Consider the following 25,885-nt stretch of genomic DNA (forward strand, 5'->3'; position numbering starts at 1 on the left):
GACGCGGAAACGCGGTCCAGCCCAACATCACTCGCCTGTGATTAAACCTGTAACGATCTTCGTGACGACCAATCTCCGTAGATTCCCTCACCGGAATCGACCCGAATATTTCGCGAAGGCTTCAGGTGGTATCGCTTTGCCATCCTAGTTGCTCCGCCAGGAGGCGCATATGGTCCAGGTCTATTTTCACTGCTCCAATACCGAGGGCACGCTGATCGACCGCTACGGCGCCGCCGTCTCCAATCTCACCGAGGCGCGCGACCATGCCTCTCAGATCATGCGGTCGATGATCCTGACGCCGAGCAACGAAGACTGGCGCGACTGGGTGATCCATGTCAGCGACGATGACGGCGAGGAGATTTTCGATCTCCCCTTCACCGCCATGCTCGGCAAGCCGCATTGAGGTGATGTCATGCTGATCGCCTCCCTGAGCCTGCTTCGCCAGCCCCTGAGCTTCGTCGTCGCCAAATGGCAGACGCTGGTCAGGGTCGCCGGCGACCCCTACCGCCCCGAGCTCCATTATATGCGCGGGCCCGGCCCGAAATGGCGCGCCAAGTATCAGGCCAGCCGGCTGAACCGCGGGCTCTGACGCTGCGGTCTCCGCCGCTTCCACGCTAGTCTCCGTCTCCCTTCGCCATGGCCGGAGAAGCGTGCCTTTCCCCTACTTCCCCGTGAACTTCGCCTTGCGCTTCTCGACGAAGGCATTGCGGCCTTCGAGCGCATCCGCGCTCTTGCGGATCTCGGCCTGAAGCTCGATCTCGCGGCGGAATTGCGCCTCGTAGGGCGCATGCTCGCTCTCCTCGACCAGCAGGCGGGTTGCGACCAAAGCGCGCGTCGGGCCCTCGGCGAGCCGGCGTGCCAAAGCAAGCGCCTCGTCCATCAGCTTCGCGTCGTCGACGACCTGCCGCACCAAGCCGATCTCCTGGGCACGCTCTGCCGTCAGCGGCTCGTTCAGCAGCATCAGCTCGAGCGCGCGCTGCCGGCCGATCAACCGGGGCAGCAGCCAGGTCGAGCCGAGATCCGGCACCAGCGCGATGCGGCTGAACACCTGGATGAAGCTGGCCGACCGCGCCGCGACGATGATGTCGCCGGCCATGGCGAGGCTGAAGCCGCCGCCGGCCGCCACCCCGTTCACGGCGACGACAACGGGCACGCGGCACTCGCGCAAGGCCTTGAAGGCCGGCCAGTAGAAGCGCATGACGCCGGCCGCGATATCTTCGCCGAGTGCTTCCGACGCCTTCAGGTTCTGTCCCGAGCAGAAGCCACGTCCCGCGCCGGTCAGGACCAGGGCTCGAATAGTCTCGTCCTGCGACATCTCGCCGATGGCGGCGGCGAGCGCGCCGAGCAGGTCCGGCGTCATCGCATTCAGGCTCGCCGGCTCGTCGAGCGTCAGGATTCCGACGGCGCCATCCCGCGCCCGTTTCACACCAGCCATGTCGCGCCTCCCTTTGGATGTTCTCGTTGGCCGCAATGTGCCATTGTCCGCGGGCTTCGCCAATCGCGGAGCAAGTCAGCGCAGCCACGCCAGCCCAGAACAACAAGACGACATCATGCCTCATCAGTTCAGCCTCAACCAAACCGTCCGCAAACCCGCCGTCACGTCCAAGGGCGGCATCGTCGCCTCGCAATCGCGGCGGGCGGCCGAAGTTGGGGCAGAGGTGCTGGCGGCAGGCGGCGACTGCGTGGACGCGGTCGTGGCCACGACCATGGCGCTGAACGTGCTCGAGCCCTGGAACAGCGGCATCGGCGGCGGTGGTGCGATGGTGCTCTTCCGCGCCAAGGAAAATCGCTACGAGGTGATCGATTACGGCATGTGCGCGCCGCAGAGCCTGCGCGTCGCCGACTATCCGCTCAGCGGCGAAGGCGCTGCGTCCGATCTCTTCCCCTGGCCGCGGGTGAAGGACGATCGCAACATCCACGGTCCCGGTTCGATCGCGGTGCCCGGCGTCGTCGCCGGGATGGAGGAGGCGCATCGCCGCTACGCCAAGATGCCGTGGAAGGATCTGGTGGCGCCGGCAGCCAGGCTCGCCGGCGAAGGCCTGCTGGTCGATTGGTGGACCACGGTGACGATCTCGGGCTCGGCCGCCGATCTCAGGCGCTATCCCGCCAGCGCGGCGGCGTTCCTGAAGGACGGCCTGCCGCCGAGCGCGCCATGGGGCATCAAGGCCGAGACGCGGCTGCCGCAGGACACGCTGAAGGCGACGCTGTCGCATCTCGCCGAGGCCGGGCCGCGCGACTTCTACCACGGCGATCTCGCCCGGAGCATCGCCTCCGACATCAAGGCTGACGGCGGCTCGCTGTCGGTCGAGGACCTCGCCGCCTTCCGCGCGCATATGCGCGACCCGCTGGCGATTCCGTATCGCGGCGGCAGGGTGTATGCGACGCCCGAGCTCACCGCCGGGCCCACCATGGCGCACGCGCTGCGCCTGTTGCAGCAGAGCCTGACGCCGGCAGGCGCGCCGGACGCGGCCGCCTATGCCGAATATGCACTCGCGCTGCAGGCGGCCTTCCGCGAGCGGCTCAAGGACATGGGCGATGCCGACGGCAAACGCTCGCTCGGCGCCGAATATCTGGCGCCGGCCTGCACCACGCATTTCTCCGTGGTCGACCGCGACGGCAACATCGCCGCGGTGACGCAGACGCTGCTCTCGTCCTTCGGCTCGCGATACGTGACGCCGCACACCGGCATCGCCATGAACAACGGCATCATGTGGTTCGATCCGACGCCGGGCACCACCAACTCGCTCGCGCCCGGCAAGCGCTGCCTCTGCAACTACACGCCCGTCATCGCCGAGACCAAGAGCGGCAATCGCCTCGCGGTCGGCGCATCCGGCGGCCGCCGCATCCTGCCGTCGGTGCTGCAGCTCGTGTCGTTCGCGATGGATTACGGCATGGATCTCGACGCCGCCATCCATCAGCCGCGCATCGACGCCAGCGAAGGCGCGGTGGTGATCGGCGATGCTCGCCTGCCGGAGGAGGTGCGCAAGACCCTGGCCGCGCGCTTCGACTATGAAGAGACCCGCGTGCAGACGCTACCGCAGAAATTCGCCTGCCCGAGCGTAGTGATGCGCGAGGGCGACACGAATTTCGGCGCGGTCGAGATCTTCCAGCCGTGGGCCGATGCGGTGGCGGAGGGCTGAGACTCTAAAGGACATCAGTCGAGCCGCGAGCACCGCTACACCTCTCCCGCTTGCGGGAGAGGTCGGATCGCATCGAAGATGCGATCCGGGTGAGGGCTTTCGCCTCTTAGGGGTTTCTTCGTTGCGGAGAGACCCTCTCCCCAACCCTCTCCCGCAAGCGGGAGAGGGAGCGCAGCTGCTTCGGGGCAACGCCGAGCTTCGATCGCGCACTAAATTCCGAGCCGGTCCCGCACCCGGCCTGCGATCACAGCGGTCGTCACACCCACCGGCCAGAACGCGTGCAGCGGAATCGGCTTGATGCCCGTGATCGGCATGTCGATCTCCGCCTTGGCGCCGTCGATCAGCCGGCGCGCGAGCTGCGCGCCCATCGCGGTCGCGAGCGCAACGCCGCGGCCGTTGCAGCCAAGCGAGATCAGGACGCTCTCGGCCGGCTCATGCACATGGGGATAGTGATCCGCGGTGATGGCGAGCCGGCTGTTCCAGCCGTGGGTCCAGGACACGCCCTTGAGCTGCGGCCATAGTCTCTCCGCGTACCGCATGAGATAAGCGACATCGTACGGCGACTTGATCCAGCGCATCGGGCCGCGGCCGCCCATCAGCAGGCGATTGTCCTGATCGATGCGGTAATAGACCGTGATGTGGCCACTCTCGTAGAGCACCGGCCGCGTCGGCATGATCGAGCGAGCCACAGCATCGGAGAGCGGCGCGGTGGCGGCGATCGAGGAGAACACCGGCACGATGGTGCGGCGGAGCGCCGGCCAGAGATCCCCGGTGAAACCGTTGGTGGCGAGCAGGACCTTGTCGGCATGCACGATTGCCCGCGGCGTCTCGATCCGCCAGCGACTGCCCTCGCGGCGCAGCGACAGCGCCGGCGTCTCGCCATGCACCTTCGCTCCGGCCGAGATCGCGGCGCGCGCAAGACCACGCGCGTAGCTCAGCGGATGCAGATCGCCGCCGCGCGCGTCCAGCATGGCGCCGATGTAGCGGTCGGTGCCGGTCATCGCGCGGAGCTGCTCGCGGTTCAGATACGTCACCGGCATGCCGCGGCGGATGCATTGCTGCGCGGTCTTCTCGATCGCGGCGGCGCTCGCCTCGTTGTAGGCCGCGCGCAGCGTGCCGTTCTGCCGCGCCTCGCACGGGATCTGGTAACGGCGGATCAGATCATGGGTGAAGTTGGTGGTGCCGTAGGCAAACTCGATCATGCGGCGGCCGAGCTCTGCGCCGAAATCCGCCTCGATCTGATCGGGATCGTGCTTCAAGCCGGGGTTGGTGTGGCCGCCATTGTTGCCGGACGCGCCCCAGCCGGGCTCCTGCGCCTCCAGCACCAGCGCCTCGACGCCCTGCTCGGCCAGGTGCAGCGCGGTCGAAAGCCCGGTGTAACCGCCGCCGACGATCGCGACGGAGACACTCCTGTCGACGTCGAGCGGCGGCGTTGCCACCGGCGCGACGGCGGTGTCGACATAGAGCGAAGGCGGCAGAGGCAGGCGCGACATGGCGGAAGACCGTCAGAGCGGATGCAGCACGCGGCGGAGAAAATCCTGCGTCCGCGGATGCTGGGGTTGATTGAGGACGGTCTTGGCCGCCCCTTGCTCGACGATGATTCCGCCGTCGATGAAGAGCACGCGGTCGGCGACATCGCGGGCAAAGCCCATCTCGTGGGTGACGACGACCATGGTCATGCCGTCGTCGGCGAGCTTGCGCATCACGCCGAGCACGTCGCCGACCAGTTCAGGGTCGAGCGCCGAGGTCGGCTCGTCGAACAAAATGGCCTTGGGCTGCATCGCGAGCGCCCGCGCGATCGCGACGCGCTGCTGCTGGCCGCCGGAGAGCTGCGGCGGATGCGCATCGGCCTTCCCGGCGAGGCCGACCTGGGCGAGCAGCGCGCGGCCGCGCTCCAGCGCCTGGGCCCGCGGCTCCTTCTTCACGAACAGCGGTCCCTCGATCACGTTCTCCAGCGCTGTGCGATGCGGGAACAGGTTGAAGCGCTGGAACACCATCGAGACCTGGGTGCGGATGTTCACGATCGACGGCGCCTCGCGGTCGACCTTCAGGCCCTCGATGCTGATGCCGCCGCGATCGTAGCTTTCCAGCCCGTTGATGCAGCGCAAGATGGTGGACTTGCCGGAGCCGGAGGGACCGACGATGCAGACCACCTCGCCCTTCTCGACGGAGGCTGTGATGCCCTTGAGCACCTCGACCTTGCCGAAGCTCTTGTGGACGTCGTTCAGCTCGATCATCGCTTACCGGCCCGCTTCTCGAAGTGACGGACCAGGAGGATCAGCGGAATGCTCATGGTGAGATACATCAGCGCCACCAGCGTGAACACGCTGGTGTTCTTGAAGGTCGAGGACGCGATCAGCTTGCCCTGCAGCGCGAGCTCCGCGACCGTGATGGTGGAGGCCTGCGAGGAATCCTTCAGCATCATGATCATGACGTTGCCGTAGGGCGGCAGCACGATGCGCACGGCCTGCGGCAGCACCACGCGGCGCATGGTGAGCCACCAGCCCATGCCGATCGACTGCGCCGCCTCGATCTGGCCCTTGTCGATCGCCTCGATTCCGGCGCGGAAGTTTTCCGCCTGGTAGGCCGAATAGGCGATGCCGAGCCCGAGGATCGCGGCCTGCAAGGCCGACAGCGTGACGCTGAGTTCGGGCATCACGAAGTAGAGATAGAACAACAGCACGATGATCGGGATGCCGCGGATCACGTTGATCAGGCTGGCGCTGAGCATCGACAGCGCCTTGATGCCGGAGACCCGCATCATCGCCCAGACGAGGCCGAGCACCGTCGAGAGCAGCAGCGAGCCGATCGTGACGAGGATCGTCAGCGCGACGCCGCTCATCAGGATCGGGAAGAATTCGGCGGCGTCGTGCCAGAAGCCTTTCATCGCGCAGCCTTCATCGATCCGTCGCTGACGATCAGCACCGCTTGATCAGCCCTGGGCCTTCAGGCCCCATTTATCCAGGATCTTCTCGATGGTGCCGTTGGCCTTCAGCTTCGCCAGCGAGGCGTTGATCTTGCCGAGCAGCGCGGCCTCGCCCTTGCGGACGCCGATGCCGACCGAGCCGACCGTGACCGGCTTGTAGCCGTCGACCAGCCGCACCTCGGGGAAGCCGCCCTGCTTCAGATTGTAGGCGAGGATCGGATAATCGGCGTAGCCGGCCTTGAGGCGGCCGGTGTTCACGTCGCGCAGGATGTCGGGAATGGTGTCGTAGGCCTTCACCTCGGCGAACAGGCCGGTCTTCTTCAATGCGTCGACGAAGGCGGTGCCGACCTGGGCGCCGACCGTCGCGCCTTTCAGATCGTCCTGGGTGGCGTAGGCCTTGGTGTCGGTCTTCGGCACCACGAGGCCTTCGCCATAGCTGTAGATCGGGTCGGAGAAGTCGACGACCTCCTTGCGCGGCGGCGTGATGAACATCGCGGCGGCAATGATGTCGATCTTGCTCGAGGTCAGCGACGGGATCAGCGCCGAGAACTGCATCGGCTCGATCTGCACGTTGAAGCCGGCATCCTTGCCGACCTCGGTGATGAGGTCGACCATGATGCCCTCGATGGTGTTGGTCTTGGTGTCGAGGAAGGTGAAGGGAACACCCGTCGGCGTCGAGCCGACCTTCAGCACCTGTTGCGCCGAAGCCGGCACGACGGTGGCAAGTGCGAGTGCCGCGACCACGGCCAGACCAAAACGCTTCATCGCATCCCCCTTTGGACCCGGCCGGTGGCGGCGCTCGCGCATGTCGTGATCAGACGTTGCGGGCCGCGCCGTTTCGGCCTATTTTCACCAATATGAAAATTTGGTCACACTTTCGCTGACGATGCAAGCGGTTTTCATGCACATGAAGGAAGCGGTTTGACGTGAGCGGTGGCACAAGAATGCGCAAACCGGCCGCCGCAAAGCCGGCGAAGCGGGCGAAGTCCAAGGCCGTGACCAAACCGGCGGAGCCCGCGATGGACGTCGCGGTCGGCCGCCGCATCCGGGATCTCAGGCGCGTCCGGCAATTCTCGCTGGAGACGGTCGCGGCGCGCACCTCACTGTCGATCGGCTTCCTCAGCCAGATCGAGCGCGGCCTGTCCTCGCCCTCGCTGCGCGTGCTGGCGACGCTCGCCGACGTGCTCGGCGTCGGCATGGCCGCATTGTTCGGCGCGAGCCCGAGCGCCGACGGCGGATCCGACCAGGTGGTGACGCGCGGGCTTCAGCGGCCCGAGCTGAAGCTGTGGCGCACCGGCGTATCGAAGCAGCTACTGAGCCCGGCGAGCGCCGACAGCAAGCTCAACCTGTTCCTGGTGCATCTGGAGCCCGGCGGCTCCACCGGCGACGAGCTCTACACCCATGACGGCGAGGAAGCCGGGCTCGTGCTCGAAGGCGAGATGCTGCTGACGGTCGACAGCGAGACCTGGTCGCTGAAGCGAGGGGACAGCTTTCGCTTCGCCAGCCGAAGGCCGCACCGGTTCTCCAATCCGGCGAACGATGCGAAGTCCGTGGTGCTGTGGGTGAATTGCGTGACGGGGGCGGGCTGACTGCTCTCAACGCGCACGGTGGGGTGGGAGAAATCCGCGGCATCTCCGCCGTCATTGCGAGCGTAGCGAAGCAATCCAGCGTCTCGCCGCGGAGACAGCCTGGATTGCTTCGTCGCTTCGCTCCTCGCAATGACGCGCGGAGAGGTCTTACCCGAACCGGTGCTTGTACCGCTCGACCGACAGCGCACTGACGTCGATGTCCGGCTTTTTGCCCGACAGAATGTCGGCGAGCACGCGGCCCGAGCCGCAGGACATGGTCCAGCCGAGCGTGCCGTGGCCGGTGTTGAGGTGGAGATTGGCGTAATGCGTCCGGCCGATCACGGGCGGGCCGTCCGGCGTCATCGGGCGCAGGCCGCTCCAGAATGTCGCCTTGGTGAGATCGCCGCCGCGCGGGAACAGATCCGTCAGCGAATGATCGAGCGTGGCACGGCGCGCGTCGTAGAGCTTGTCCGAATAGCCGGAGATCTCCGCGGTGCCGCCGACGCGGATGCGATCGCCCAATCGCGTGATCGCGACCTTGTAGCTCTCGTCCATCACGGTGGATTCCGGCGCGCCGGAGGCGTCCTTGATCGGCACCGTGATCGAATAACCCTTGACCGGATAGACCGGCAGCGAGATGCCGAGCGGCGCGACCAGCCGGGACGACCAGCTGCCGAGCGCGAGCACGTAGGCGTCAGCCTGCAACAGCCCGGCGCCGGTCGCAACGCCGCTGACGCGGGCGCCCTCGGTGACGATGCGGTCGATCGAGGTGTTGAACAGGAAGCGCACGCCGAGCGCTTCGGCATGTTTGGCCAGCGCCTGCGTGAACATGTGGCAGTCTCCGGTCTCGTCCTGCGGCAGGCGCAGCCCGCCGACGAACTTCTCCTTGACGCCTGCCAGCGCCGGCTCGACCGCGATGCAGCCCTCGCGGCTCAGCACCTCGAAGGGCACGCCATATTGCTTGAGCACGGCGATGTCCTCGGCGGTGCCGTCGAGCTGGGCCTGGTAGCGGAACAGCTGCAGCGTGCCTTGCGAGCGCTCGTCATATTGGATGCCTATGTCGCGGCGCAGATCGCGCAAGGCGTCGCGGCTGTATTCGGCGATCGGGATCATCCGGCTCTTGTTGACCGCGTAGCGCGCGCTGGTGCAGTTGCGCAGCATCTTGAGCAGCCAGACCCACATCACGGGATCGAGCTTCGGCCGGATCACCAGCGGGCCGTGCTTCATCAAGAGCCACTTGACCGCCTTCACCGGCACGCCGGGGCCGGCCCAGGGCGAGGAATAGCCGGGCGACACCTCGCCGGCATTGGCGAAGGACGTCTCCAGTGCCGGCTCGGGCTGACGGTCGACGACCGTCACCTCGTGGCCGGCACGTGCGAGGTAGTAGGCAGAGGTGACACCGATGACACCGCTGCCGAGGATCAGAACTTTCACGCTTCGTCAAACTCCCGCGGCATCACTTGTCGCCGCTGCAAGGACACAACTCGCTAGCGGCGAGAGCAATTATCAGGCCACCTTCTTGATGGCGTCGCCGAGGATCGAGACCATCTGGTCGATGTGACTCTTCTCGACGATGAGCGGGGGCGACATCGCGAACGAGTCGCCGCTCATGCGCAGGTAAAGCCCGGTGTTGAAGCAGTCGACCATCACGTCGTAACCGCGCGCACCGACGACACCGTCACGCGGCGCCAGCTCGACCGCGCCCATCAGGCCGCAATTGCGGATGTCGACGACGTTCGGCAGGCCCTTCAGCTGATGCAGCGTATCGCGCCAATATTCGGCGATCGAGGCACCGCGCGTCAGCAGCCCCTCGTCCTTGTAGATGTCGAGCGTGGCGATGCCGGCGGCGCAGGCGGTCGGATGCGCCGAATAGGTGTAGCCATGGAACAGCTCCATCTGGCTCTCGGGGCCGACCATCAAGCCGTCATGCACCTTGCGGCTCGCAAACACCGCGCCGCAGGGAATGGTGCCGTTGGTGATGCCCTTGGCCGTCGTCATCAGGTCCGGCGTGACACCGAAGAAGTTGGCGGCGAACGGCGTGCCGAGACGGCCGAAGCCGGTGATGACCTCGTCGAAGATCAAAAGGATGCCGTGCTTGTCGCAGATCTCGCGCAGGCGCTGCAGATAGCCCTTCGGCGGCGGCAGCACCGCGGTCGAGCCCGGCACCGGCTCGACGATGACGGCGGCAATGGTCTCGGCGCCATGCAGGGCGACCAGGCGCTCGAGATCGTCGGCGAGCTCGGCGCCATGCTCCGGCTGATCCTTGGCGAAGGCGTTGCGGCTGAGGTCGTGGGTATGGCGGATGTGGTCGACGCCCGGCAGCAGGGTGGTGAAGGCGCGGCGGTTGGCGACCATGCCGCCGACCGAGGTGCCGCCGAAGCCGACGCCGTGATAGCCGCGCTCGCGGCCGATCAGGCGGGTGCGGCTGGCCTGGCCGGTGGCGCGGTGATAGGCGAGCGCGATCTTCAGCGCGGTGTCGACCGACTCGGAGCCGGAATTGGTGAAGAAGACGCGATCGAGGCCCTTGGGCGCGATCTCGGCGAGCCGCTCGGCGAAGTCGAACGCCAGCGGATGGCCCATCTGGAACGACGGCGCGAAGTCCAGCGTCATCAGCTGGCGCTCGACCGCAGCCGCAATCTGCTTGCGGCCGTGGCCGGCATTGACGCACCAGAGGCCGGCGGAGCCGTCGATCACCTTGCGGCCGTCGACGGTGGTGTAGTGCATGCCCTCGGCCGAGGAGAACAGGCGCGGCGCCTTCTTGAACTGCCGGTTGGCCGTGAACGGCATCCAGAACGAGTCGGTCTTGATAGTGTTCGGAATCTGATGAAGGGTCACGGCCGCGCTCCTTTGCTGACCCCACAGCAGAGGCACGGCTTGGCATGCGCAACAAGTCCTTTTCTGGCGCGCCGCAAGCCATTGATTTGTCTGGGGCTGCCGGTCCATATTTGCGCGATCCGCAACACTCGCAACAGGGACCTGGGCCAATGAGCGTCGACATCGGTGGACGGCTGCGATTCATCCGAGCGCGCCACAAGCTGTCGCAGCGCGAGCTGGCCAAGCGTGCCGGGGTCACCAACTCGACGATCTCGCTGATCGAGTCCAACCAGATGAACCCCTCGGTCGGCGCGCTCAAGCGCATCCTGGACGGCATCCCGATGGGGCTCGCCGAGTTCTTCGCGCTGGAGCCGGAGTCCAGGCGCAAGATCTTCTACCGGGCCGAGGAGCTCACCGAGGTCGGCAAGAAACCGATCTCCTATCGTCAGATCGGCGACAACCTGTTCGGCCGCAATCTGCAGATCCTGAAAGAGCGCTACGAGCCCGGCAGCGACACCGGACGCGTTCACCTCGTCCACGAGGGCGAGGAAGGCGGCATCGTGATCTCGGGCAAGCTCGAAGTCACCGTCGAGGACGAGCGCCGCATTCTCAACCCGGGCGATGCCTATTATTTCGAGAGCCGGCGGCCGCACCGCTTCCGCTGCGTCGGCGGCAAGCCCTGCGAAGTGATCTCGGCCTGCACGCCGCCGACGTTCTGAGGCGCGATCGGCCGCATCCGGGAGGATACGGGGCGATGCTCTTTCTGAATCGGATTGAGCCAGCTCAATTTCCGGCGTCCAAACCGCCTCTATATTCAGAAGCATAGCCGAGCAGCCTGGCGCAAAGGGTGCTGAGGTTATGGCCCCGGACTCCTAGGCTCTCCGGGGCCGCTTCGTAGACGGAGCTCGCGCATGAAGACCACCCTCGCCAATGCCCAAGCTGAACCCGTACCGGATATCCCCCTGCGCGATGCCGACAGGCTTCATTCGCGCGAGCTGCGCAAGGCGATCGCCGAATATATCGAGCAGCAGCGCGAGGCGGTGAAGGCGCTTCGCCGGAAACTGAACTGACGGCATCGGCAGGGGGCGAGGAACACGCCCCCCTGCCGCTCAAAGCTGCGTCAGCAGTTCCTCGATCCGGATCGGAAACTTGCGGACACGGACGCCGGTCGCATGCCAGACCGCGTTGGCGACCGCGCCCGCGCTGCCGGTGATGCCGATCTCGCCGACGCCCTTGATGCCGAGCGCGTTGACGTGGGGGTCATGCTCCTCGACCGTGATGACGTCGAGCGGCGGCACGTCGGCATTCACGGGAACGTGGTACTCGCCGAGATTGGCATTCATGATGCGGCCGGTCCGGCGATCGGTAATCGCCTCCTCGTGCAGCGCGAACGATAGGCCCCAGATCATGCCGCCAAACAGCTGGCTCTGCACCATGCGCGGATTGACGATCCGCCCGGCGGCAAAGGCTCCGACCATGCGGCTGACACGGACCTGGCCGAGATCGGGATCGACCTTCACCTCCGCGAACACCGCACCATGCGCGTGCATGGCATATTCCTCCATCGCGGCAGGGTCCGCCGCGCCGGTGCCGCGGGCCTCGACCTCCGCGACGCCGGCACGGGCCAGGATCTCGGCGTAGCTCTCGCCGCGGCTCTCGTCGTCGCGCCGGATCAACCGTCCCTCGCGCGCGATCACGCCGGCATTGCCGGCGCCGAACAGCGGCGAGCGCTCGTCGTTCGTCGCGAGATCGGCAAGCTTGGCGATCACGGCCGCGCCGGCGCTGTGGATCGCCGCACCGGCCGTGGCCGTGTGGGCGGAGCCCCCGGCGATGCCGGCATCGGGCAGATCGGACGTGCCAGCCTTGAACTCGACGCGCGCGATATCGAGGCCGACGGCATCGGCCGCGATCTGCGCCAGCGCGGTCCAGGCGCCCTGCCCCATGTCGTGCGCACCGATTTCCATCACGCCCGAGCCGTCGCGCCGGATCGCCGCCCGTGCTTCCGCCTGGAACATCAGCGCCGGGAAGGTGGCCGTGCCCATGCCCCAGCCGACCAGGAGGCCGGCATCGTCACGCATCTGCCGTGGCTGCAGCGAACGCTTGGCCCAGCCGAAGCGCGCGGCGCCCTGCTCGTAACAGGCTAGCAGCGCTTTTGACGAAAACGGCTTGCCGCTGATCGGCTCGACCTCGGCGTAGTTCTTGAGGCGGAAGGCGAGCGGATCCATGCCGCAGGCCCAGGCCATCTCGTCGATCGCGCTCTCCAGCGCAATCGAGCCCGTCGCCTCGCCGGGCGCGCGCATGAACAGCGGCGTTCCCGTGTGGACACGTACGGCGTCGTGCGAGGTGCGGATCGCGGGGGCCGCATAGAGCGTGTGCGAGGCATCGGCCGCGGGCTCGTAGAAATCGTCGAACGTGCTCGACACGGTCCGCGCATGGTGATCGAGCGCGGTCAGACGTCCCTCGGCGTCAGTGCCGAGGCGCAGGCGCTGACGCGTCGGCGCCCGATGGCCGACCGGGCCGTACATCTGCTCGCGGCGCAGCACCAGCTTGACCGGCTTGCCGACCAGCTTCGCCGCCATGATGCCGAGCACCGGCGGCCCGCCCATCAGCCCCTTCGAGCCGAAGCCGCCGCCGAGAAACGGACTGCGGATATGGATATTGTCGTGCGCGATGCCGAACAGTTCGGCAATGCGCGCCAGCGACAATTTCAGGCCCTGGGTCGGCATGTCGACCGACAATCTGTCGCCCTCCCAGCTCGCGACGACGCCGTGCGGCTCCATCGCGTTGTGGTATTGCGGCGGCGTCTCGTAGGTCGCCTCGATCCGCTTCTCGGCCGCGGCAAGGCCGGCCTCGACGTCGCCGCGGTGATGTTCGGTGGGGTTGCCGACGCCGACGACCGGCGGCACGAAGCTCTCGCCGGCGTCGAGCCCGACCAACGGAGGCAACGCCTCGTAGCGCGGCGCCAGCAATGCCGCGCCTTCCGTCGCCGCCTCCAGCGTTTCCGCGATCACGACCGCGATGGGCTGGTTGGCGTAACGGACTTCGTTGCTCTGCAACGCTTCCATCCGGAACACGAACGGATTGGTCTTGATCTCCGGATCGATCGCAAGCCGCGGCTTGTGCTCCGGCGTCATGACGTCGACCACGCCGGGATGACGTTTTGCGGCGGCGACGTCCAGCGAGACCACGCGGCCGTGCGAGATGCTGGAAACAGCGATCACCGCATAGAGCATGCCCGGCGGATGATTGTCGGCGGCATAGGTCGCCTGCCCCGTGACCTTGAGGACGCCGTCGCGGCGGGTCAGCGGCTGGCCGACGTTCGAACCGTGCCTGATATGGGCAGGTGCGCTGGTGAGATTGAGCTCAGACATGAACGGCTCCGGACGTGGAGGCAAAGGGAGACGCCGGCAGCGCAGGAATGCGCGCAGGCGTACCGGCGGCGGCAAGTCGCAGCGCGCGCATGACGATGCGGCGCGCGAGCTCGATCTTGAAGACGTTGTCGCCGGACGGCTTCGCGTCGGTCAGCGCACGCGAGGCGGCCTGCTGGAAGACGTCTGCCGTGGGCGCAACGCCCCTCAGCACGTCTTCCGCGGCGCGGGCCCGCCAGGGCTTGGCGGCAACGCCGCCGAGCGCAAGCCGGGCGTCCGCGATCTTGCCGTTCTCGATCCGCAACGCGGCGGCGGCGGAGACGACTGCGAAGGCATAGGACGTGCGCTCGCGGACCTTGAGGTAGCGCGCATGCGCCGCAAACGCGCGCGCCGCCGGCGGCAGCCGCACCGCGACGATGAGGTCGCCAGGCTCGAGCGCGGATTCGCGCGCCGGCGTGTCGCCGGGCAGGCGATGCAGCTCGTCGAGCGCGATCTCGCGACGGCCGCTCCTGCCCTCGATCTCGACCATGGCGTCGAGCGCGACCAGCGGCACGCAGAAGTCGGACGGATGCGTGGCGATGCAGCTCTCGCTCCAGCCGAGCACGGCGTGGGTGCGGTTCTCACCCTCGCGGGCATCGCAGCCGCTGCCGGGCTCGCGCTTGTTGCAGCGGCTGGCGGTGTCGTAGAAATATGCGCAACGCGTCCGTTGCAGGAGATTGCCGCCGACGGTCGCGGCATTGCGCAATTGCGCCGAAGCGCCGGAGAGCAGCGCCTCGGCGACGGCGGGATAGGACTTTGCAAAGGCCGGATCATGCGCGAGATCGGCATTGCTCACCAGCGCGCCGATGCGCAACGAGCCGTCGGGAAGCGTCTCGATGCCATCGAGCCCGTCGAGATGGGTGACGTCGACCAGGCGATCGGGACGGCTGACGCCGCCTTTCATCAGATCGAGCAGATTGGTGCCGGCGGCGAGGTAGACCGCACCCGGCTGAGCGGCGGCGGCGACGGCCTCAGTGACCGTCGCAGGCCGGACGTAATCGAACGGTTTCATGCCGAGCGCCTCTGATTGGATTGGTCCATCTGTCCTTGCGCATCGAGCACGGCATCGACGATGCCGGCATAGGCGCCGCAGCGGCAGAGATTGCCGCTCATGCATTCGCGGATGCGCTCGGGATCGTTGCCGGCCTGCGCCTCCTGGATCATGCCGATCGCGCTCATGATCTGGCCGGGCGTGCAGAAGCCGCACTGGAATCCGTCATGGGCGATGAAGGCGGCCTGCACCGGATGCAGCTGGTCGCCGCGCGCGACGCCCTCGATGGTGAAGATGTCGGCGCCGTCATGGCTGATGGCGAGCGCGAGACAGGAATTGATGCGCTTGCCGTCGACCAGAATGGTGCAGGCGCCGCACTGGCCGCGATCGCATCCCTTCTTGGTTCCGGTGAGATGGAGGCGCTCACGCAGGAGATCGAGCAGCGTGACGCGCGGATCGTCGAGGACGAAGTCGCGCCGCGCACCGTTCACGGTGAGGCTGATGGAGTGGTTCATACAAGGCTCCGATCAGATTTGGACATGAATCATCGCGCAGCGCGCCACCGCCGTGGCCGCCGTCGACATGCGCCGGCCGGACGGAAGCCGGCCGACAGCCCAGCGAAGATACGGAGGCACCCTCCGTTTAACAAGGCCGGTGCGGAAATATTTGGAATTCGTCGAAAGCGCTTGCACCATCAACGCGATGCAGCCCTGCGAAGGTCCGGAAAGGGTTCAATCTAACCAATTCGTGATCTACATTGCGCGCCATGGACGACCACACCGACCAGGTTCGAAAGCCCCGCGCCGATGCCGTGCGCAACCGCGAGCGCGTGCTCGAGGCTGCGAAGGCCGTGTTCAGCGCCGGAGGTCCCGAGGCCAGCCTGGAAGCCGTCGCGAAGCGCGCCGGGGTCGGCATCGGCACGCTCTATCGGCATTTTCCAACGCGCGAGGATCTGTTCGAGGCGGTGTACCGGCGCGAGGTCGAGCAGCTCAGCGAGCTGGCCGAGCAGTTGAAGAACGCCAAGGACCCGGTCGACGCGCTCAGGCGCTGGCTGCGCTCCAATGTCGAATTCGTCGCTACCAAGAAAGGCATGTCGGCCGCGCTGGCGCTGACATTCCAGAGCTCGTCGGAACTCGCCGCGTTCTCGATGGACCGGCTGACCAAGGCGATCGGCTCGCTGCTCGACCGCGCCGTCGCGGCCGGCCAGATGCGCGGCGATATCAGCCCGGAGGACCTGCTCAGGGCCTTGATCGGAATGTGCTACATGCACGACCAGCCCGGCTGGCAATCCTCGGTGCTGCGCATGCTCGACGTGTTCGTCGATGGCTTGCGCGTGCAGCCGGCCGGCAAGGCCAAGGCAGGCGCAGTCAAGACAGGCGCGGTCAAGGCACGCACAGCCAAGCCAGCGAAGTTGGCCGCAAAGCGGAAGCCTTAGTCGAAAGGGAAATGCGAGATCCGGCTGTTCGCTGCCGAAGGGAAGAGCCGGTCTAAGTCGCGAACCCCGGGCCCGCCTTCACCGCGCTCATCCGCGAGCGGATCAGCAGCAGCACGACGATGCTGACGTTGAGCGCGTTCCAGGCCACGCCATTGGCGAAGGCCGCGCCGTAGGAGCCGGTGGCGTCGAAGATCACGCCCGAGACCCAGCCGCCAAAGGACATGCCGAACACCGAGGCGAAGATCACGATGCCGACGCGCGTCGCCGCCTCGCTCGCCGGCATCGCCTCGCGCACGATGATGGCGTAGCTCGGCACGATGCCGCCCTGGAACAGGCCAAACATCGCGGAGATGAGATAGAGCGAGGCGAGGCTGTCGAAGAACAGATAGAATACCAGCGCAAAGCCCTGCGCCAGCGATCCCACCAGCAGCGTGCGGATGCCGCCGATCTTGTCGGCGAGATAGCCGGAGCCGATCCGGCTGATGATGCCGCAGCCCATCATCAAGGACAGCATCTCGGCGCCGCGCGCTACGCCGTAGCCGAGATCGCCGCAATAGGCGACGATGTGCACCTGCGGCATCGCCATGGCGACGCAGCAGGAGATGCTGGCGATCGAAAGCAGCACGGTCAGCGTGTTGGTCGACAGCTTGAGACCGACGCGGGGGGGCGGCGCATTGGCATGGTCGCGGACATGGTCGTCGCCCATCTGCGCGCGCAGGACGAGGACCAGAAGCGCCATCGTGCTGGCGCAGACGATGCCGATGCCGATATGGGTGTAGCGCCAGCCGATCGTCTCGGTGCCCCAGCTCACGATCGGCGGCCACATCGCTCCCGCGACGTAATTGCCGCTGGCGACGATGGTCACGGCAAGGCCGCGATAGCGCTCGAACCAGTGCGAAGCTTCCGCCATCAGCGGCGCGAAGGTCGCCGAGGTGCCGAGGCCGATCAGGAAATAGGCGGCGACAAACTGCCAGAGCTGTGTCGACAGGCCCGCGAGCAGGTTGGCGATGCCGAGAAAGGCAATGCTGATCCCCATCGCGAGCACGATGCCGAACCGGTCGGTGATCTTGCCGGCGATCACCCCGCCGAGCCCGAAACCGAACATCATCATGGTGAAGGCCAGCGACACGGCGCCGCGCGTCGCCCCGAATTCGGCCTGCACCACGGGAATCACGACCACCACCGCCCACATGCCGACGGCGCCGATCGAGCCGATGACGAGTGCAAGGACGAGGCGCACCCAGGCCTGACGGGAGTCGGGGGTGAAGGAGGCCGGTCTCTGTCCTGGATGATTTGGCGCGAGCACGGCCGGAACATGTTCGCTGGGCGCTTGATGGTCAAGCATCGTGGCGCGATATTGGGCATGCGCTGTGCACTGCGGTAACAAGGTGCTTGGCGGCCGCCGCTTTTGCGATTAGCTTGCAATCAGCGCAGGCACCATCGCCGCGTGGGAACCTGACGACGCAATGTTGCTGCGATTGAGACGATCGGTGCGGATCAAGGTGGGGCGCCTCATTGCCCTCGCCTATCTGTTCTGCGTGCTCGCGCCGGCAGCAAGCCTCGCCTGGAGCAACGGCCCGGCGCCCTGCCTCGATGAGGCCGTGCCGGCGCATCATCAGATGCCTGCCGGCCACGGGCATGACGCCAGCTCGCATCAGCACGCCGGACCGCACGCGCATCACCAGACCGCCGAACGGGATGCGCCGGCGCAGCATCACCATGGCGACCAGGGCACGGTCGGCCCCTGCTGCGCAATGATGTGCGTGAGCGCATTGCCGGCCGATCTGCCCAGCGTCGCCATGCCGCTTCCGCCTGTCACCGCCTGTGCGCCGGAGATCGTGGCCAGTCTGCACAGCGCGGCGCCGCCCCTGCACTACCGCCCTCCCATCGCCTGATCTGACGCGACGATTTCGGGCCGCTGCGCGCTCTTTCGCGCGCGCGAACCTGTGGTCTTTCAGATCAGGGATGAATCATGCTGACGCTTTCCGGGGCGGAGTCCGCCGCAACATCTGCGGTGCGTGGACGATACTTTCGATTCTATTGGCCGTTGCTGGCCCTGGTTGCGCTGGCGCTGTCCGGCTGCATGCCTGCCACCACGCGGGTCGCTGCCGCCGATCCTGCCGATCCGGCGGCGAAGGTCGCGCCGGTCGGCTATCGGTCGACCATCGCGCCCTACACCAGCCTGCGGCCTGCGACGCCGGCACCATGGCGTGGTCGCAACGACGCGGTGACGCCGCAGCCGAAGCAGGACCGGTAGGAGCGCGCCATGGCATGCCATCTTGCGCGAGCCCTGCTCGTCCTCACCGCGTTCAGCGTCTCCGGCTGCGCCGCGTTCTCGCCCGACAGCGGCATGAGCGCCGTCTCCGAGCTGACCAGCCGGGCCATCAACAAGGACGTCGCCTTCGTGCGAACGACTGAGGGCGCCGGCGCGGTCGAGGCGCGCGTTCAGCAATTGCTGGCGCGCACGCTGAGCGTCGAAAGCGCGGTGCAGATCGCGCTGCTCAACAACAGGGGACTGCAAGCCGCCTATAACGAGCTGGCGTTGGCCGAGACCGATCTGGTCGAGCAGAGCCTGCCGCCCAATCCCGTGTTCGCGGTCTCGCGCATCACGGGCAATGGCGCCAGCGAGATCGAGCGCCAGGTGGTCGGCGACATCCTCGCGCTCGCCACCCTGCCGTTCCGCTCCGAGATCGCCCGCGAGCATTTTCGTCAGGCCCAGTTGCGCGCGGCGCTGGCAACGCTGCGGCTCGCCGCCGAGGTCCGCCGCGCCTATTGGCGCGCCGTTGCCGGCAACGAGATGGTGGCGCTGCTGACCGACGCCAAGGCGACGGCGGAATCGACCGCACAGCTCGCCGTCAAGCTCGGCGAGACCGGCTCCCTCAACAAGCTCGACCAGGCGCGCGAGCAGGTGTTTTACGCGGAGACCACCGCCGATCTCGCCACCGCGCGGCAGATGGCAGCGAGCTCGCGCGAAAGACTGGCACGCCTGATGGGGCTGTGGGACGGCGGCCTCGATTTCCGCCTGCCGAACGCCTTGCCGCCGCTGCCACGCCGCCCGCTGACCTTGCCTTCGATCGAGACCGACGCGGTCGCTCATCGCATCGACCTGCAGATCGCGCGGCTGGAGCTGGTGGCACTGGCCAAGGCCTTGAACCTCACCGAGGCGACACGCTTCGTGACCCTGCTCGACCTCGCCGGCATCGCCCGCCGCACGCAGGATCCGGAAGGGCCGTCTTTCCGCGAACGCGGCTTCGACGTCCAGTTCCAGATCCCGATCTTCGACGGCGGCGAGGTGCGGGTGCGGCAGGCGGCGGAGACCTACAATCTCGCCTTCAACCGCCTGACCGAGCGCGCCGTCAACGTACGCTCGGAAGCGCGCGATGCCTATCGCATCTATCGCTCGAGCTACGACATCGCCAGCCACTACCAGCGCGAGATCATCCCCTTGCGCAAGATCATCACCGAGGAGATGCAGCTGCGCTTCTCCAGCATGCAGGTCGACATCTTCGCGCTGCTGACCGAGGCGCGGCAGCGCCTGGCCTCGCTGCGCGGCGCGATCGACGCAAGGCAGCGATTCTTTCTCGCCCAGGCCGACTTGCAGACCGCCGTCAACGGCGGCGGCGTGCCGGCCGCCGGCGGCGACAATCCAACCGCCATCGCCGCGGCAGCGCCTGCCGCCGGCGGCGGCCACTGACACGGAGACCGTGATGTTTTCCCGCCGAGGATTTTTGGGGACCGCCGCGCTCGTCGGCGCGTCTGCGGTTCAAGGCCGCGTGCAGGCGGCGTCGATTCCGGAAGCCCCGCACATGGACAAGGTGGTGATGCAGCCGCCGCTGCATCCGATTAGCGGACCCGACTATCGCCCCGTGGTGACGCTGAACGGCTGGTCGCTGCCGTTCCGCATGAACGGCGACTGGAAGGAATTCCATCTCGTCGCCGAGCCCGTGGTGCGCGAGTTCGCCGAGGGCATGAAGGTGAATCTGTGGGGCTATAACGGCCAGTCGCCCGGGCCGACCATCGAGGCGGTCGAGGGCGACAAGCTGCGCATCTTCGTCACCAACCGCTTGCCCGAATACACCAGCGTGCACTGGCACGGCATGATCATCCCGAGCGGCATGGACGGCGTCGGCGGGCTGACCCAGCCGCACATCCAGCCGGGCAAGACCTTCGTCTACGAGTTCGAGATGAAGAAAAGCGGAACCTTCATGTACCACCCGCATTCCGACGAGATGGTACAGATGGCGATGGGCATGATGGGCATGGTCGTCGTGCATCCGCGCGACCAGAGCTTCCGGCCGGTCGACCGCGACTTCGTCTTCGTGATGAGCACCTATCGCGTCGACCCCGGCACCTACCTGCCCCATGTCAACGAGATGACCGACTTCAACATGTGGACCTGGAATGCCCGGGTGTTTCCCGGCATCGATCCCTTGCCGGTCCGGCTCGGCGACAAGGTGCGCGTGCGCATCGGCAATCTCAGCATGACCAACCATCCGATCCATCTGCACGGCCACAGCTTCGCGGTGACCTGCACCGACGGCGGCTGGATTCCGGAGAGCGCACAATATCCGGAGACGACGACCGACGTGCCGGTCGGTGCCGTCAGGGTGTTCGACGTGCTCGCCGACAATCCCGGCGACTGGGCATTCCACTGTCACAAGTCGCATCACACCATGAACGCGATGGGGCACGACGTGCGCAACCTGATCGGCGTGTCGCGCAAGGATCTTGCCAAGGCCGTCGGCAAGCTTGCGCCTGACGGCATGGCGATGGGCTCGACCGGCATGGCGATGGGCAACATGGAGATGCCGACGCCGGACAACACGCTGCCGATGATGACCGGCACCGGCCAGTTCGGCCCGATCGAGATGGGCGGCATGTTCACGGTGATGAAGATCCGCGACGACCTCGCGCGCGACGATTATCGCGATCCCGGTCCTTACAAATTCCCGCAAGGCACCGTCGCCTACGAAGTGGCCGCACCCGCCCCGGAGCCGGCGCGGCAGAAATCCGCTAGCCCGCCGATGAAGCACAAGATGTGAGCGTTTCGATGAACCATCAACTGGAGTTGACCATGAAGACGATCAAGCTCGGCCTTGCGCTGATTGCGCTGTCGACCGCGCCGGCCCTTGCGCACGACAAGCACTCTCACGCGACCTTTTCGGCCGGCGAGCCCGGCGACCCCAAGAAGCCCGCGCGCACAATCGAGATCCTGCTCAACGAGATGGACTACACGCCTGCGAAAATCGAGGTCAAGCGCGGCGAGCAGATCCGCTTCGTGCTGCGCAATGTCGGCAAGGAGGACCACGAATTCCTGCTCGCCACGACCAAAGAGAATCTCGCGCATGCGGAGCAGATGAAGAAGCATCCGCACATGGAGCACGACGAGCCCAATGCGGCGCGGCTTGCACCAAAGAAGACGACCGAGATCCTCTGGAAGTTCAGCAAGCCCGGCACCTTCGAATATTCGTGCCTCATTCCCGACCACCGCGAGTACGGCATGGTCGGCCAGGTCACCGTGAAGTAACGCGAAAGGAGATCCACATGAACCGCATCATCGGTATCGCTGCCGCGCTGGCGCTGACCGTCGGCCTTGCGACTGCAACCTTCGCCGCCGAGAGCGCGGCGATCAGCGGCGAGGTCAAGAAGATCGACGAGGGCGCCGGCAAGATCACGCTCAAGCACGGTCCGGCGAAGAGCCTCGGCATGGAGGATCCCATGACCATGGTCTATCGCGTCAAGGATCCCGCCATGCTCAAGCAGGTGAAGGTCGGCGACAAGGTGACCTTCGAGGCCGAGGAGGCGGCCTCGGGGTACACGGTGACCAAGATGCAGAAGGCGAAGTAGGAGGCTTTTCCCCCGACCGTCATTCCGGGGCGCGCCCCTTGGCGCGAGCCCGGAATCCATTTCTCCATAGCGTATGCGGCCCGATGGATTCCGGGCTCGCGCTTCGCGCGCGCCGGAATGACCACAGCCGGGCCCCGAAACACCCCGCCCCGCCCCTCCGTTAACCCTTTGCTAACCATACACCCGGCAAGAATTGCCGGGTGAAGTCGAGTGTCGTCGGCCGCGTAGAACGGGAGGAACCCCGTGGACGCCAGTGCGGTGCCTCACTTTCGGAACGGCGGCCCATCGGCCGCCGCGCAGACGTTTGGGGCGCGCGGACGGCAGTCGCGCGGGGAGGCAGCTACCATGGTCGACGTCACCGCAGGACAGGGCGTAGGCAGCACGAGGCCCTCGATCCCCTCCCTCAACGACATCGTCACCGTCCTCAAGCGCGGCGACATCGCGCTGGCGCTCGGCGTTCTCACCATCCTGGTGGTGCTGATCCTGCCGCTGCCTGCGATCGTGCTGGACGTGTTCCTGGCGATCTCGATCACGCTCTCGATCCTGATCCTGATGACCTCGCTGTTCATCCAGACGCCGCTGGAATTCTCGTCCTTCCCGACCGTCCTTCTGATCTCGACCATGCTGCGCCTGTCGCTCAACATGGCCTCGACCCGCCTGATCCTGTCGCACGGGCACGAGGGCACGGCCGCCGCCGGTCACGTCATCGAAGCCTTCGGCAACTTCGTGATGGGCGGCAATTTCGTCATCGGCATCATCGTCTTCGCCATCCTGATCATCGTCAATTTCGTCGTCATCACCAAGGGTTCGGGCCGTATCGCCGAAGTCGCCGCGCGCTTCCACCTCGACGCCATGCCCGGCAAGCAGATGGCGATCGACGCCGACCTCGGAGCCGGCCTGATCGACGAGAAGGTCGCCAAGGAGCGCCGCAAGGAGCTGGAGGACGAGAGCGGCTTCTTCGGCGCCATGGACGGCGCCTCCAAGTTCGTCCGGGGCGATGCCATCGCCGGCCTCCTGGTCGTCTTCATCAACGTCGTCGGCGGCATGATCATCGGCGTGGCGCAGCAGGGCATGTCCTTCGCCGACGCCGGCCGCACCTACACACTCCTGACCGTCGGCGACGGCCTCGTCACCCAGGTGCCGGCGCTGATCGTCTCGACCGCGGCCGGCCTGCTCGTCTCCAAGGCCGGCGTCTCCGGCGCCGCCGACAAGGCGCTGATGAAGCAGTTCTCGGGCTATCCGCAGGCGCTGGCGATGTCCTCGGCGGTGATGCTGGTGCTGGCGGCGCTGCCGGGCATTCCGACCCTTCCCTTCCTCGCGCTCGGCGCCGGCGCCGGTGCGCTGGCCTGGAACGCCCGCAACCGCAACCGGGTGACGGCCAAGGCCGAAGCGGCCGCCCAAGCCGCGCCCGCTGCGGGAACGCCGGGTGCGCCGGGGGCCGCGGCGACCGAGGAGCCGATCTCGGCCGCGCTCAAGATCGACGACCTCAAGATCGAGCTCGGCTATGCCCTGCTGCCGCTGGTCAACGGCCCCGACGGCACCGACCGCCTCACCGAGCAGATCAAGGCGCTGCGCCGCTCGCTCGCGATCGAGATGGGCTTCGTGATGCCGGCGGTCCGCATCCTCGACAACGTCCAGCTCGAGGCCAACACCTACATCATCAAGATCAAGGAGGTCGACGCCGGCACCGGCAAGATCTGGCCGAACCAGTTCATGGTCATGGACCCCGGCGGCAGCCAGGTGCAGGTGCCCGGCATCCACACCACCGAGCCGACCTTCGGCCTGCCTGCGACCTGGGTCGATGCCAGCCTCAAGGAGGAGGCCTCGCTCAAGGGCTACACCGTGGTCGACGCCGCCACCGTGCTCTCCACCCACCTCACCGAGCTGCTCAAGGCCAATATGTCGGACCTGCTCTCCTATGGCGAGGTGCAGAAGCTGCTCAAGGAGCTGCCCAAGGAGCAGAGCGAGCTGGTCAAGGACATCGTGCCGGGACAGGTCACGGTCTCCGGCATCCAGCGCGTGCTGCAATTGCTGCTCGCCGAGCGGATCTCGATCCGCGACCTCTCCACCATCCTCGAAGGCATCGCGGACTCGCTGGCCTTCTCGCGCAATCCCGCGACCATGGTCGAGCATGTCCGGGCGCGCCTGGCGCGGCAGATCTGCGCCCAGAACACCTCCTACGCCGGCTATCTGCCGCTGATCGCGCTGTCGGCGAAATGGGAGCAGGCCTTTGCCGAATCCATCATCGGCCAGGGCGAGGAACGCAGCCTGGCGATGCAGCCCTCGAAGCTGTCGGAATTCATGACCGCGGTGCGCGAAGCCTTCGAGCGTGCCGCGCGCGAGGGCGAGGCGCCGGTGCTGGTCACCTCTGCGGCCATTCGCCCCTTCGTCCGGTCCCTGGTGGAGCGGTTCCGGGCCCAGACCACCGTGCTGTCGCAGGCTGAAATCCACCCCAGGGCGAGGTTGAAAACGGTCGGAAGCGTCTGATTTGTCTTAAGAAGCCGTGTGTTTTTCGGCACAGGCAAATGGTTTTTGAGTTCCTGGCGCCTTGTGGACCAACTCCCGAAAAGGCGCCTGACCGCCACATTACAGCTTTGAAATAATTGCAAAAATACACGATCAGGGGTCGCTTTCGCTCGCGATTTCTCACGTCCTGTCACGCTCTTGTGATGGCCTCTTGGGAACGAATCCCCCCAATACTAGGTTGTTGGGCACCGGAAGCATGAACCTGCCCAAATACGCAGGCGACTACTTCGGGTAGATGGCGGCAGGAGCCTTCCATGAACCACTCGATTTACAGCGCAGATCGCTCGACCCACTTGAAGATCGTGGTCGTTGCCCTCGTTGCCGGCATCGCCGTTGCGGGGCTTGGCATTACTGCGCGCGCGACGAGCTCGGACGAAGGCCTCACCCAGACCGCACGCGTCATGAAGGCCGGCAAGCCGGTCACCATCACCAGCGCGAACACCTCGCTCGTTCGCTAAGGAGAACACGAGTTTTTTGAATTCACGCGGCTCTTTATCAGCCCCCCAAAGTCGCCACGTGGATATGTAGACGACCCCAACCCCAAGTCGACTACAGAAAGCGCCCGCCCCCCACGGGCGCTTTCTCATGTCTGGGGTCGCGATTGCTTCCGGTTGCCTACGCTTCAAGCTCGGCAAGGCGCACCCCATGACGGAGCGTGTGGGAACGCCAATGCATGAATCGCGTGTCCCGGACGCGCTCAACGCGCAAGCGCTGCTGCGCAGAGCCGGGACCCAGCAGGCCCCGCGCTCGCTGCTGCATGGGCCCCGGCTCTGCAGCGCATCACTTCGTGCTGCGCAGCGTCCGGGGCACGAGAGTGAGTTGATGCACCGCTCTCTCATCCTCGTCATTGCGAGCGCAGCGAAGCAATCCAGACTGCCGCCGCGGAAAGATTCTGGATTGCTTCCGCCTTCGCCAAAAGCTTCGGCGGACAAGTCGCTGCGCTCGCAATGACGGCGTGTGGAGCGGCAATGCATGAATTGCGTGTCCCGGACGCGCTGCAGCGCTCTTGCGCTGCTGCGCAGAGCCGGGACCCAGCAGGCCGCACATTCGCTGATGCATGGGCCCCGGCTCTGCAGCGCATCACTTCGTGCTGCGCTGCGTCCGGGGCACGAGAGCGTCAGTGAATGATTGAACATGGGATCGCATCCTCGCGGCGTATGTTGCCCGAGCTTTGCTTGATCGCTTCGCCCTCTGAATTGGAAAAGGGCGCAGGGAAGGCCGGGAGCCGGTG

26 protein-coding genes are annotated in these 25,885 nt (G+C 66.5%); 15 read left to right on the forward strand and 11 right to left on the reverse strand.

The window, feature by feature from the left end:
* Nucleotides 1–169 precede the first annotated feature (169 nt).
* Together DCM80_RS03705 and DCM80_RS03710 are read left to right on the forward strand one after the other, a co-directional pair.
* Nucleotides 170–403: a hypothetical protein gene (locus DCM80_RS03705; protein WP_028134617.1), complete on the forward strand. Its 234-nt coding sequence runs from the start codon at nucleotides 170–172 to the stop codon at nucleotides 401–403.
* A gap of 9 nt (nucleotides 404–412) precedes the next feature.
* Nucleotides 413–589, forward strand: coding sequence for a hypothetical protein (locus DCM80_RS03710; RefSeq protein WP_257195813.1), 177 nt, complete (start codon nucleotides 413–415; stop codon nucleotides 587–589).
* Nucleotides 590–661: 72 nt separating this feature from the next.
* On the opposite strand, the gene DCM80_RS03715 is transcribed toward DCM80_RS03710, so the two are convergent.
* Complete coding sequence (locus DCM80_RS03715; RefSeq protein ID WP_257195814.1) at nucleotides 662–1,435, reverse strand: enoyl-CoA hydratase-related protein; 774 nt, start codon at nucleotides 1,433–1,435, stop codon at nucleotides 662–664.
* 115 nt (nucleotides 1,436–1,550) lie between these two features.
* Between DCM80_RS03715 and DCM80_RS03720 the strand changes: the two genes are divergently transcribed.
* On the forward strand, nucleotides 1,551–3,140 hold the full coding sequence (locus DCM80_RS03720) for a gamma-glutamyltransferase family protein (RefSeq protein WP_257195815.1): 1,590 nt from the start codon (nucleotides 1,551–1,553) through the stop codon (nucleotides 3,138–3,140).
* Between the two features lie 209 nt (nucleotides 3,141–3,349).
* On the opposite strand, the gene DCM80_RS03725 is transcribed toward DCM80_RS03720, so the two are convergent.
* Genes DCM80_RS03725 through DCM80_RS03740 form a run of 4 tightly spaced genes read right to left on the reverse strand, consistent with a single transcriptional unit; the run spans nucleotide 3,350 to nucleotide 6,831 of the window.
* The gene (locus DCM80_RS03725; protein WP_257195816.1) at nucleotides 3,350–4,633 is read right to left on the reverse strand and encodes an FAD-binding oxidoreductase; all 1,284 of its coding nucleotides are present in this window, start codon (nucleotides 4,631–4,633) and stop codon (nucleotides 3,350–3,352) included.
* 12 nt (nucleotides 4,634–4,645) lie between these two features.
* Complete coding sequence (locus DCM80_RS03730; RefSeq protein ID WP_257195817.1) at nucleotides 4,646–5,377, reverse strand: amino acid ABC transporter ATP-binding protein; 732 nt, start codon at nucleotides 5,375–5,377, stop codon at nucleotides 4,646–4,648.
* Entirely contained in the window at nucleotides 5,374–6,027 is a 654-nt protein-coding gene (locus DCM80_RS03735) for an amino acid ABC transporter permease (protein WP_257195818.1), read from the reverse strand. Before DCM80_RS03735 ends, DCM80_RS03730 begins: the two co-directional genes overlap by 4 nt.
* A 45-nt stretch (nucleotides 6,028–6,072) precedes the next feature.
* Nucleotides 6,073–6,831 carry an ABC transporter substrate-binding protein gene (locus tag DCM80_RS03740; RefSeq protein WP_257195819.1) on the reverse strand — a complete coding sequence of 253 codons (759 nt, stop codon included), beginning with the start codon at nucleotides 6,829–6,831 and terminating at the stop codon, nucleotides 6,073–6,075.
* A 179-nt stretch (nucleotides 6,832–7,010) separates the two neighbouring features.
* Here DCM80_RS03740 and DCM80_RS03745 point away from each other — a divergent pair, with 179 nt between their 5' ends.
* Nucleotides 7,011–7,655 (forward strand): helix-turn-helix domain-containing protein, encoded by a 645-nt coding sequence (locus DCM80_RS03745; protein ID WP_257195820.1) that lies wholly within the window; start codon nucleotides 7,011–7,013, stop codon nucleotides 7,653–7,655.
* Nucleotides 7,656–7,802: 147 nt separating this feature from the next.
* Here DCM80_RS03745 and DCM80_RS03750 read toward each other — a convergent pair whose 3' ends face one another.
* Both DCM80_RS03750 and DCM80_RS03755 read right to left on the reverse strand, forming a co-directional pair.
* Entirely contained in the window at nucleotides 7,803–9,068 is a 1,266-nt protein-coding gene (locus tag DCM80_RS03750) for a D-amino acid dehydrogenase (RefSeq protein WP_257195821.1), read from the reverse strand.
* A 72-nt stretch (nucleotides 9,069–9,140) separates the two neighbouring features.
* Complete coding sequence (locus tag DCM80_RS03755) at nucleotides 9,141–10,469, reverse strand: aspartate aminotransferase family protein (protein WP_257178116.1); 1,329 nt, start codon at nucleotides 10,467–10,469, stop codon at nucleotides 9,141–9,143.
* 149 nt (nucleotides 10,470–10,618) lie between these two features.
* Here DCM80_RS03755 and DCM80_RS03760 point away from each other — a divergent pair, with 149 nt between their 5' ends.
* Together DCM80_RS03760 and DCM80_RS03765 are read left to right on the forward strand one after the other, a co-directional pair.
* The gene (locus DCM80_RS03760; protein WP_028134606.1) at nucleotides 10,619–11,167 is read left to right on the forward strand and encodes a cupin domain-containing protein; all 549 of its coding nucleotides are present in this window, start codon (nucleotides 10,619–10,621) and stop codon (nucleotides 11,165–11,167) included.
* A 192-nt stretch (nucleotides 11,168–11,359) separates the two neighbouring features.
* Entirely contained in the window at nucleotides 11,360–11,518 is a 159-nt protein-coding gene (locus DCM80_RS03765; RefSeq protein ID WP_257195822.1) for a hypothetical protein, read from the forward strand.
* 39 nt (nucleotides 11,519–11,557) lie between these two features.
* Here DCM80_RS03765 and DCM80_RS03770 read toward each other — a convergent pair whose 3' ends face one another.
* The 3 genes from DCM80_RS03770 to DCM80_RS03780 are packed head-to-tail and all read right to left on the reverse strand — an operon-like array spanning nucleotide 11,558 to nucleotide 15,361.
* Nucleotides 11,558–13,819 (reverse strand): xanthine dehydrogenase family protein molybdopterin-binding subunit, encoded by a 2,262-nt coding sequence (locus DCM80_RS03770; RefSeq protein ID WP_257195823.1) that lies wholly within the window; start codon nucleotides 13,817–13,819, stop codon nucleotides 11,558–11,560.
* Nucleotides 13,812–14,867 (reverse strand): xanthine dehydrogenase family protein subunit M, encoded by a 1,056-nt coding sequence (locus tag DCM80_RS03775; protein WP_257195824.1) that lies wholly within the window; start codon nucleotides 14,865–14,867, stop codon nucleotides 13,812–13,814. The genes DCM80_RS03770 and DCM80_RS03775 overlap by 8 nt, the downstream gene beginning before the upstream one ends.
* Nucleotides 14,864–15,361, reverse strand: coding sequence for a (2Fe-2S)-binding protein (locus DCM80_RS03780; RefSeq protein WP_257195825.1), 498 nt, complete (start codon nucleotides 15,359–15,361; stop codon nucleotides 14,864–14,866). Before DCM80_RS03780 ends, DCM80_RS03775 begins: the two co-directional genes overlap by 4 nt.
* 251 nt (nucleotides 15,362–15,612) lie before the next feature.
* Between DCM80_RS03780 and DCM80_RS03785 the strand changes: the two genes are divergently transcribed.
* Complete coding sequence (locus DCM80_RS03785) at nucleotides 15,613–16,281, forward strand: TetR/AcrR family transcriptional regulator (protein WP_257195826.1); 669 nt, start codon at nucleotides 15,613–15,615, stop codon at nucleotides 16,279–16,281.
* A 52-nt stretch (nucleotides 16,282–16,333) separates the two neighbouring features.
* Here the strand turns inward: DCM80_RS03785 and DCM80_RS03790 are convergent, their stop codons facing one another.
* Complete coding sequence (locus tag DCM80_RS03790; protein ID WP_257195827.1) at nucleotides 16,334–17,521, reverse strand: MFS transporter; 1,188 nt, start codon at nucleotides 17,519–17,521, stop codon at nucleotides 16,334–16,336.
* 226 nt (nucleotides 17,522–17,747) lie between these two features.
* Here DCM80_RS03790 and DCM80_RS03795 point away from each other — a divergent pair, with 226 nt between their 5' ends.
* The 8 genes from DCM80_RS03795 to DCM80_RS03830 all read left to right on the forward strand — a co-directional run bounded on the left by DCM80_RS03795 (nucleotide 17,748) and on the right by DCM80_RS03830 (nucleotide 25,112).
* The gene (locus DCM80_RS03795) at nucleotides 17,748–18,176 is read left to right on the forward strand and encodes a hypothetical protein (RefSeq protein ID WP_257195828.1); all 429 of its coding nucleotides are present in this window, start codon (nucleotides 17,748–17,750) and stop codon (nucleotides 18,174–18,176) included.
* Nucleotides 18,177–18,253: 77 nt separating this feature from the next.
* Nucleotides 18,254–18,538: a hypothetical protein gene (locus DCM80_RS03800; protein ID WP_257195829.1), complete on the forward strand. Its 285-nt coding sequence runs from the start codon at nucleotides 18,254–18,256 to the stop codon at nucleotides 18,536–18,538.
* 9 nt (nucleotides 18,539–18,547) lie between these two features.
* Complete coding sequence (locus DCM80_RS03805) at nucleotides 18,548–19,975, forward strand: TolC family protein (protein ID WP_257195830.1); 1,428 nt, start codon at nucleotides 18,548–18,550, stop codon at nucleotides 19,973–19,975.
* 13 nt (nucleotides 19,976–19,988) lie between these two features.
* A complete protein-coding gene (locus DCM80_RS03810; protein WP_257195831.1) occupies nucleotides 19,989–21,323 on the forward strand; it encodes a copper oxidase in 1,335 nt (444 codons plus the stop codon).
* 8 nt (nucleotides 21,324–21,331) lie between these two features.
* The gene (locus DCM80_RS03815; protein ID WP_373569385.1) at nucleotides 21,332–21,808 is read left to right on the forward strand and encodes a cupredoxin domain-containing protein; all 477 of its coding nucleotides are present in this window, start codon (nucleotides 21,332–21,334) and stop codon (nucleotides 21,806–21,808) included.
* 17 nt (nucleotides 21,809–21,825) lie between these two features.
* On the forward strand, nucleotides 21,826–22,128 hold the full coding sequence (locus DCM80_RS03820) for a copper-binding protein (protein WP_257195832.1): 303 nt from the start codon (nucleotides 21,826–21,828) through the stop codon (nucleotides 22,126–22,128).
* A gap of 345 nt (nucleotides 22,129–22,473) precedes the next feature.
* The gene (gene flhA, locus DCM80_RS03825; RefSeq protein ID WP_257195833.1) at nucleotides 22,474–24,615 is read left to right on the forward strand and encodes a flagellar biosynthesis protein FlhA; all 2,142 of its coding nucleotides are present in this window, start codon (nucleotides 22,474–22,476) and stop codon (nucleotides 24,613–24,615) included.
* A gap of 293 nt (nucleotides 24,616–24,908) precedes the next feature.
* Nucleotides 24,909–25,112 (forward strand): hypothetical protein, encoded by a 204-nt coding sequence (locus DCM80_RS03830; RefSeq protein WP_024341740.1) that lies wholly within the window; start codon nucleotides 24,909–24,911, stop codon nucleotides 25,110–25,112.
* Nucleotides 25,113–25,885: the final 773 nt, after the last annotated feature.

The sequence above is a fragment of the Bradyrhizobium sp. WBOS08 genome, from assembly GCF_024585125.1.
Lineage (GTDB): Bacteria > Pseudomonadota > Alphaproteobacteria > Rhizobiales > Xanthobacteraceae > Bradyrhizobium > Bradyrhizobium japonicum_B.

Bases quoted from the DNA above. Each gene is read 5' to 3' on its own strand.
- DCM80_RS03720 (WP_257195815.1), top strand. From the start codon at position 1,551: ATGCCTCATCAGTTCAGCCTCAACCAAACCGTCCGCAAACCCGCCGTC.
- DCM80_RS03815 (WP_373569385.1), top strand. From the start codon at position 21,332: ATGAACCATCAACTGGAGTTGACCATGAAGACGATCAAGCTCGGCCTT.
- DCM80_RS03705 (WP_028134617.1), top strand. From the start codon at position 170: ATGGTCCAGGTCTATTTTCACTGCTCCAATACCGAGGGCACGCTGATC.
- DCM80_RS03715 (WP_257195814.1), bottom strand. From the start codon at position 1,435: ATGGCTGGTGTGAAACGGGCGCGGGATGGCGCCGTCGGAATCCTGACG.
- DCM80_RS03795 (WP_257195828.1), top strand. From the start codon at position 17,748: ATGTTGCTGCGATTGAGACGATCGGTGCGGATCAAGGTGGGGCGCCTC.
- DCM80_RS03730 (WP_257195817.1), bottom strand. From the start codon at position 5,377: ATGATCGAGCTGAACGACGTCCACAAGAGCTTCGGCAAGGTCGAGGTG.
- DCM80_RS03820 (WP_257195832.1), top strand. From the start codon at position 21,826: ATGAACCGCATCATCGGTATCGCTGCCGCGCTGGCGCTGACCGTCGGC.
- DCM80_RS03805 (WP_257195830.1), top strand. From the start codon at position 18,548: ATGGCATGCCATCTTGCGCGAGCCCTGCTCGTCCTCACCGCGTTCAGC.
- flhA (WP_257195833.1), top strand. From the start codon at position 22,474: ATGGTCGACGTCACCGCAGGACAGGGCGTAGGCAGCACGAGGCCCTCG.
- DCM80_RS03785 (WP_257195826.1), top strand. From the start codon at position 15,613: ATGGACGACCACACCGACCAGGTTCGAAAGCCCCGCGCCGATGCCGTG.
- DCM80_RS03810 (WP_257195831.1), top strand. From the start codon at position 19,989: ATGTTTTCCCGCCGAGGATTTTTGGGGACCGCCGCGCTCGTCGGCGCG.
- DCM80_RS03710 (WP_257195813.1), top strand. From the start codon at position 413: ATGCTGATCGCCTCCCTGAGCCTGCTTCGCCAGCCCCTGAGCTTCGTC.
- DCM80_RS03745 (WP_257195820.1), top strand. From the start codon at position 7,011: ATGCGCAAACCGGCCGCCGCAAAGCCGGCGAAGCGGGCGAAGTCCAAG.
- DCM80_RS03770 (WP_257195823.1), bottom strand. From the start codon at position 13,819: ATGTCTGAGCTCAATCTCACCAGCGCACCTGCCCATATCAGGCACGGT.
- DCM80_RS03780 (WP_257195825.1), bottom strand. From the start codon at position 15,361: ATGAACCACTCCATCAGCCTCACCGTGAACGGTGCGCGGCGCGACTTC.
- DCM80_RS03800 (WP_257195829.1), top strand. From the start codon at position 18,254: ATGCTGACGCTTTCCGGGGCGGAGTCCGCCGCAACATCTGCGGTGCGT.
- DCM80_RS03760 (WP_028134606.1), top strand. From the start codon at position 10,619: ATGAGCGTCGACATCGGTGGACGGCTGCGATTCATCCGAGCGCGCCAC.
- DCM80_RS03775 (WP_257195824.1), bottom strand. From the start codon at position 14,867: ATGAAACCGTTCGATTACGTCCGGCCTGCGACGGTCACTGAGGCCGTC.
- DCM80_RS03740 (WP_257195819.1), bottom strand. From the start codon at position 6,831: ATGAAGCGTTTTGGTCTGGCCGTGGTCGCGGCACTCGCACTTGCCACC.
- DCM80_RS03735 (WP_257195818.1), bottom strand. From the start codon at position 6,027: ATGAAAGGCTTCTGGCACGACGCCGCCGAATTCTTCCCGATCCTGATG.
- DCM80_RS03725 (WP_257195816.1), bottom strand. From the start codon at position 4,633: ATGTCGCGCCTGCCTCTGCCGCCTTCGCTCTATGTCGACACCGCCGTC.
- DCM80_RS03830 (WP_024341740.1), top strand. From the start codon at position 24,909: ATGAACCACTCGATTTACAGCGCAGATCGCTCGACCCACTTGAAGATC.
- DCM80_RS03765 (WP_257195822.1), top strand. From the start codon at position 11,360: ATGAAGACCACCCTCGCCAATGCCCAAGCTGAACCCGTACCGGATATC.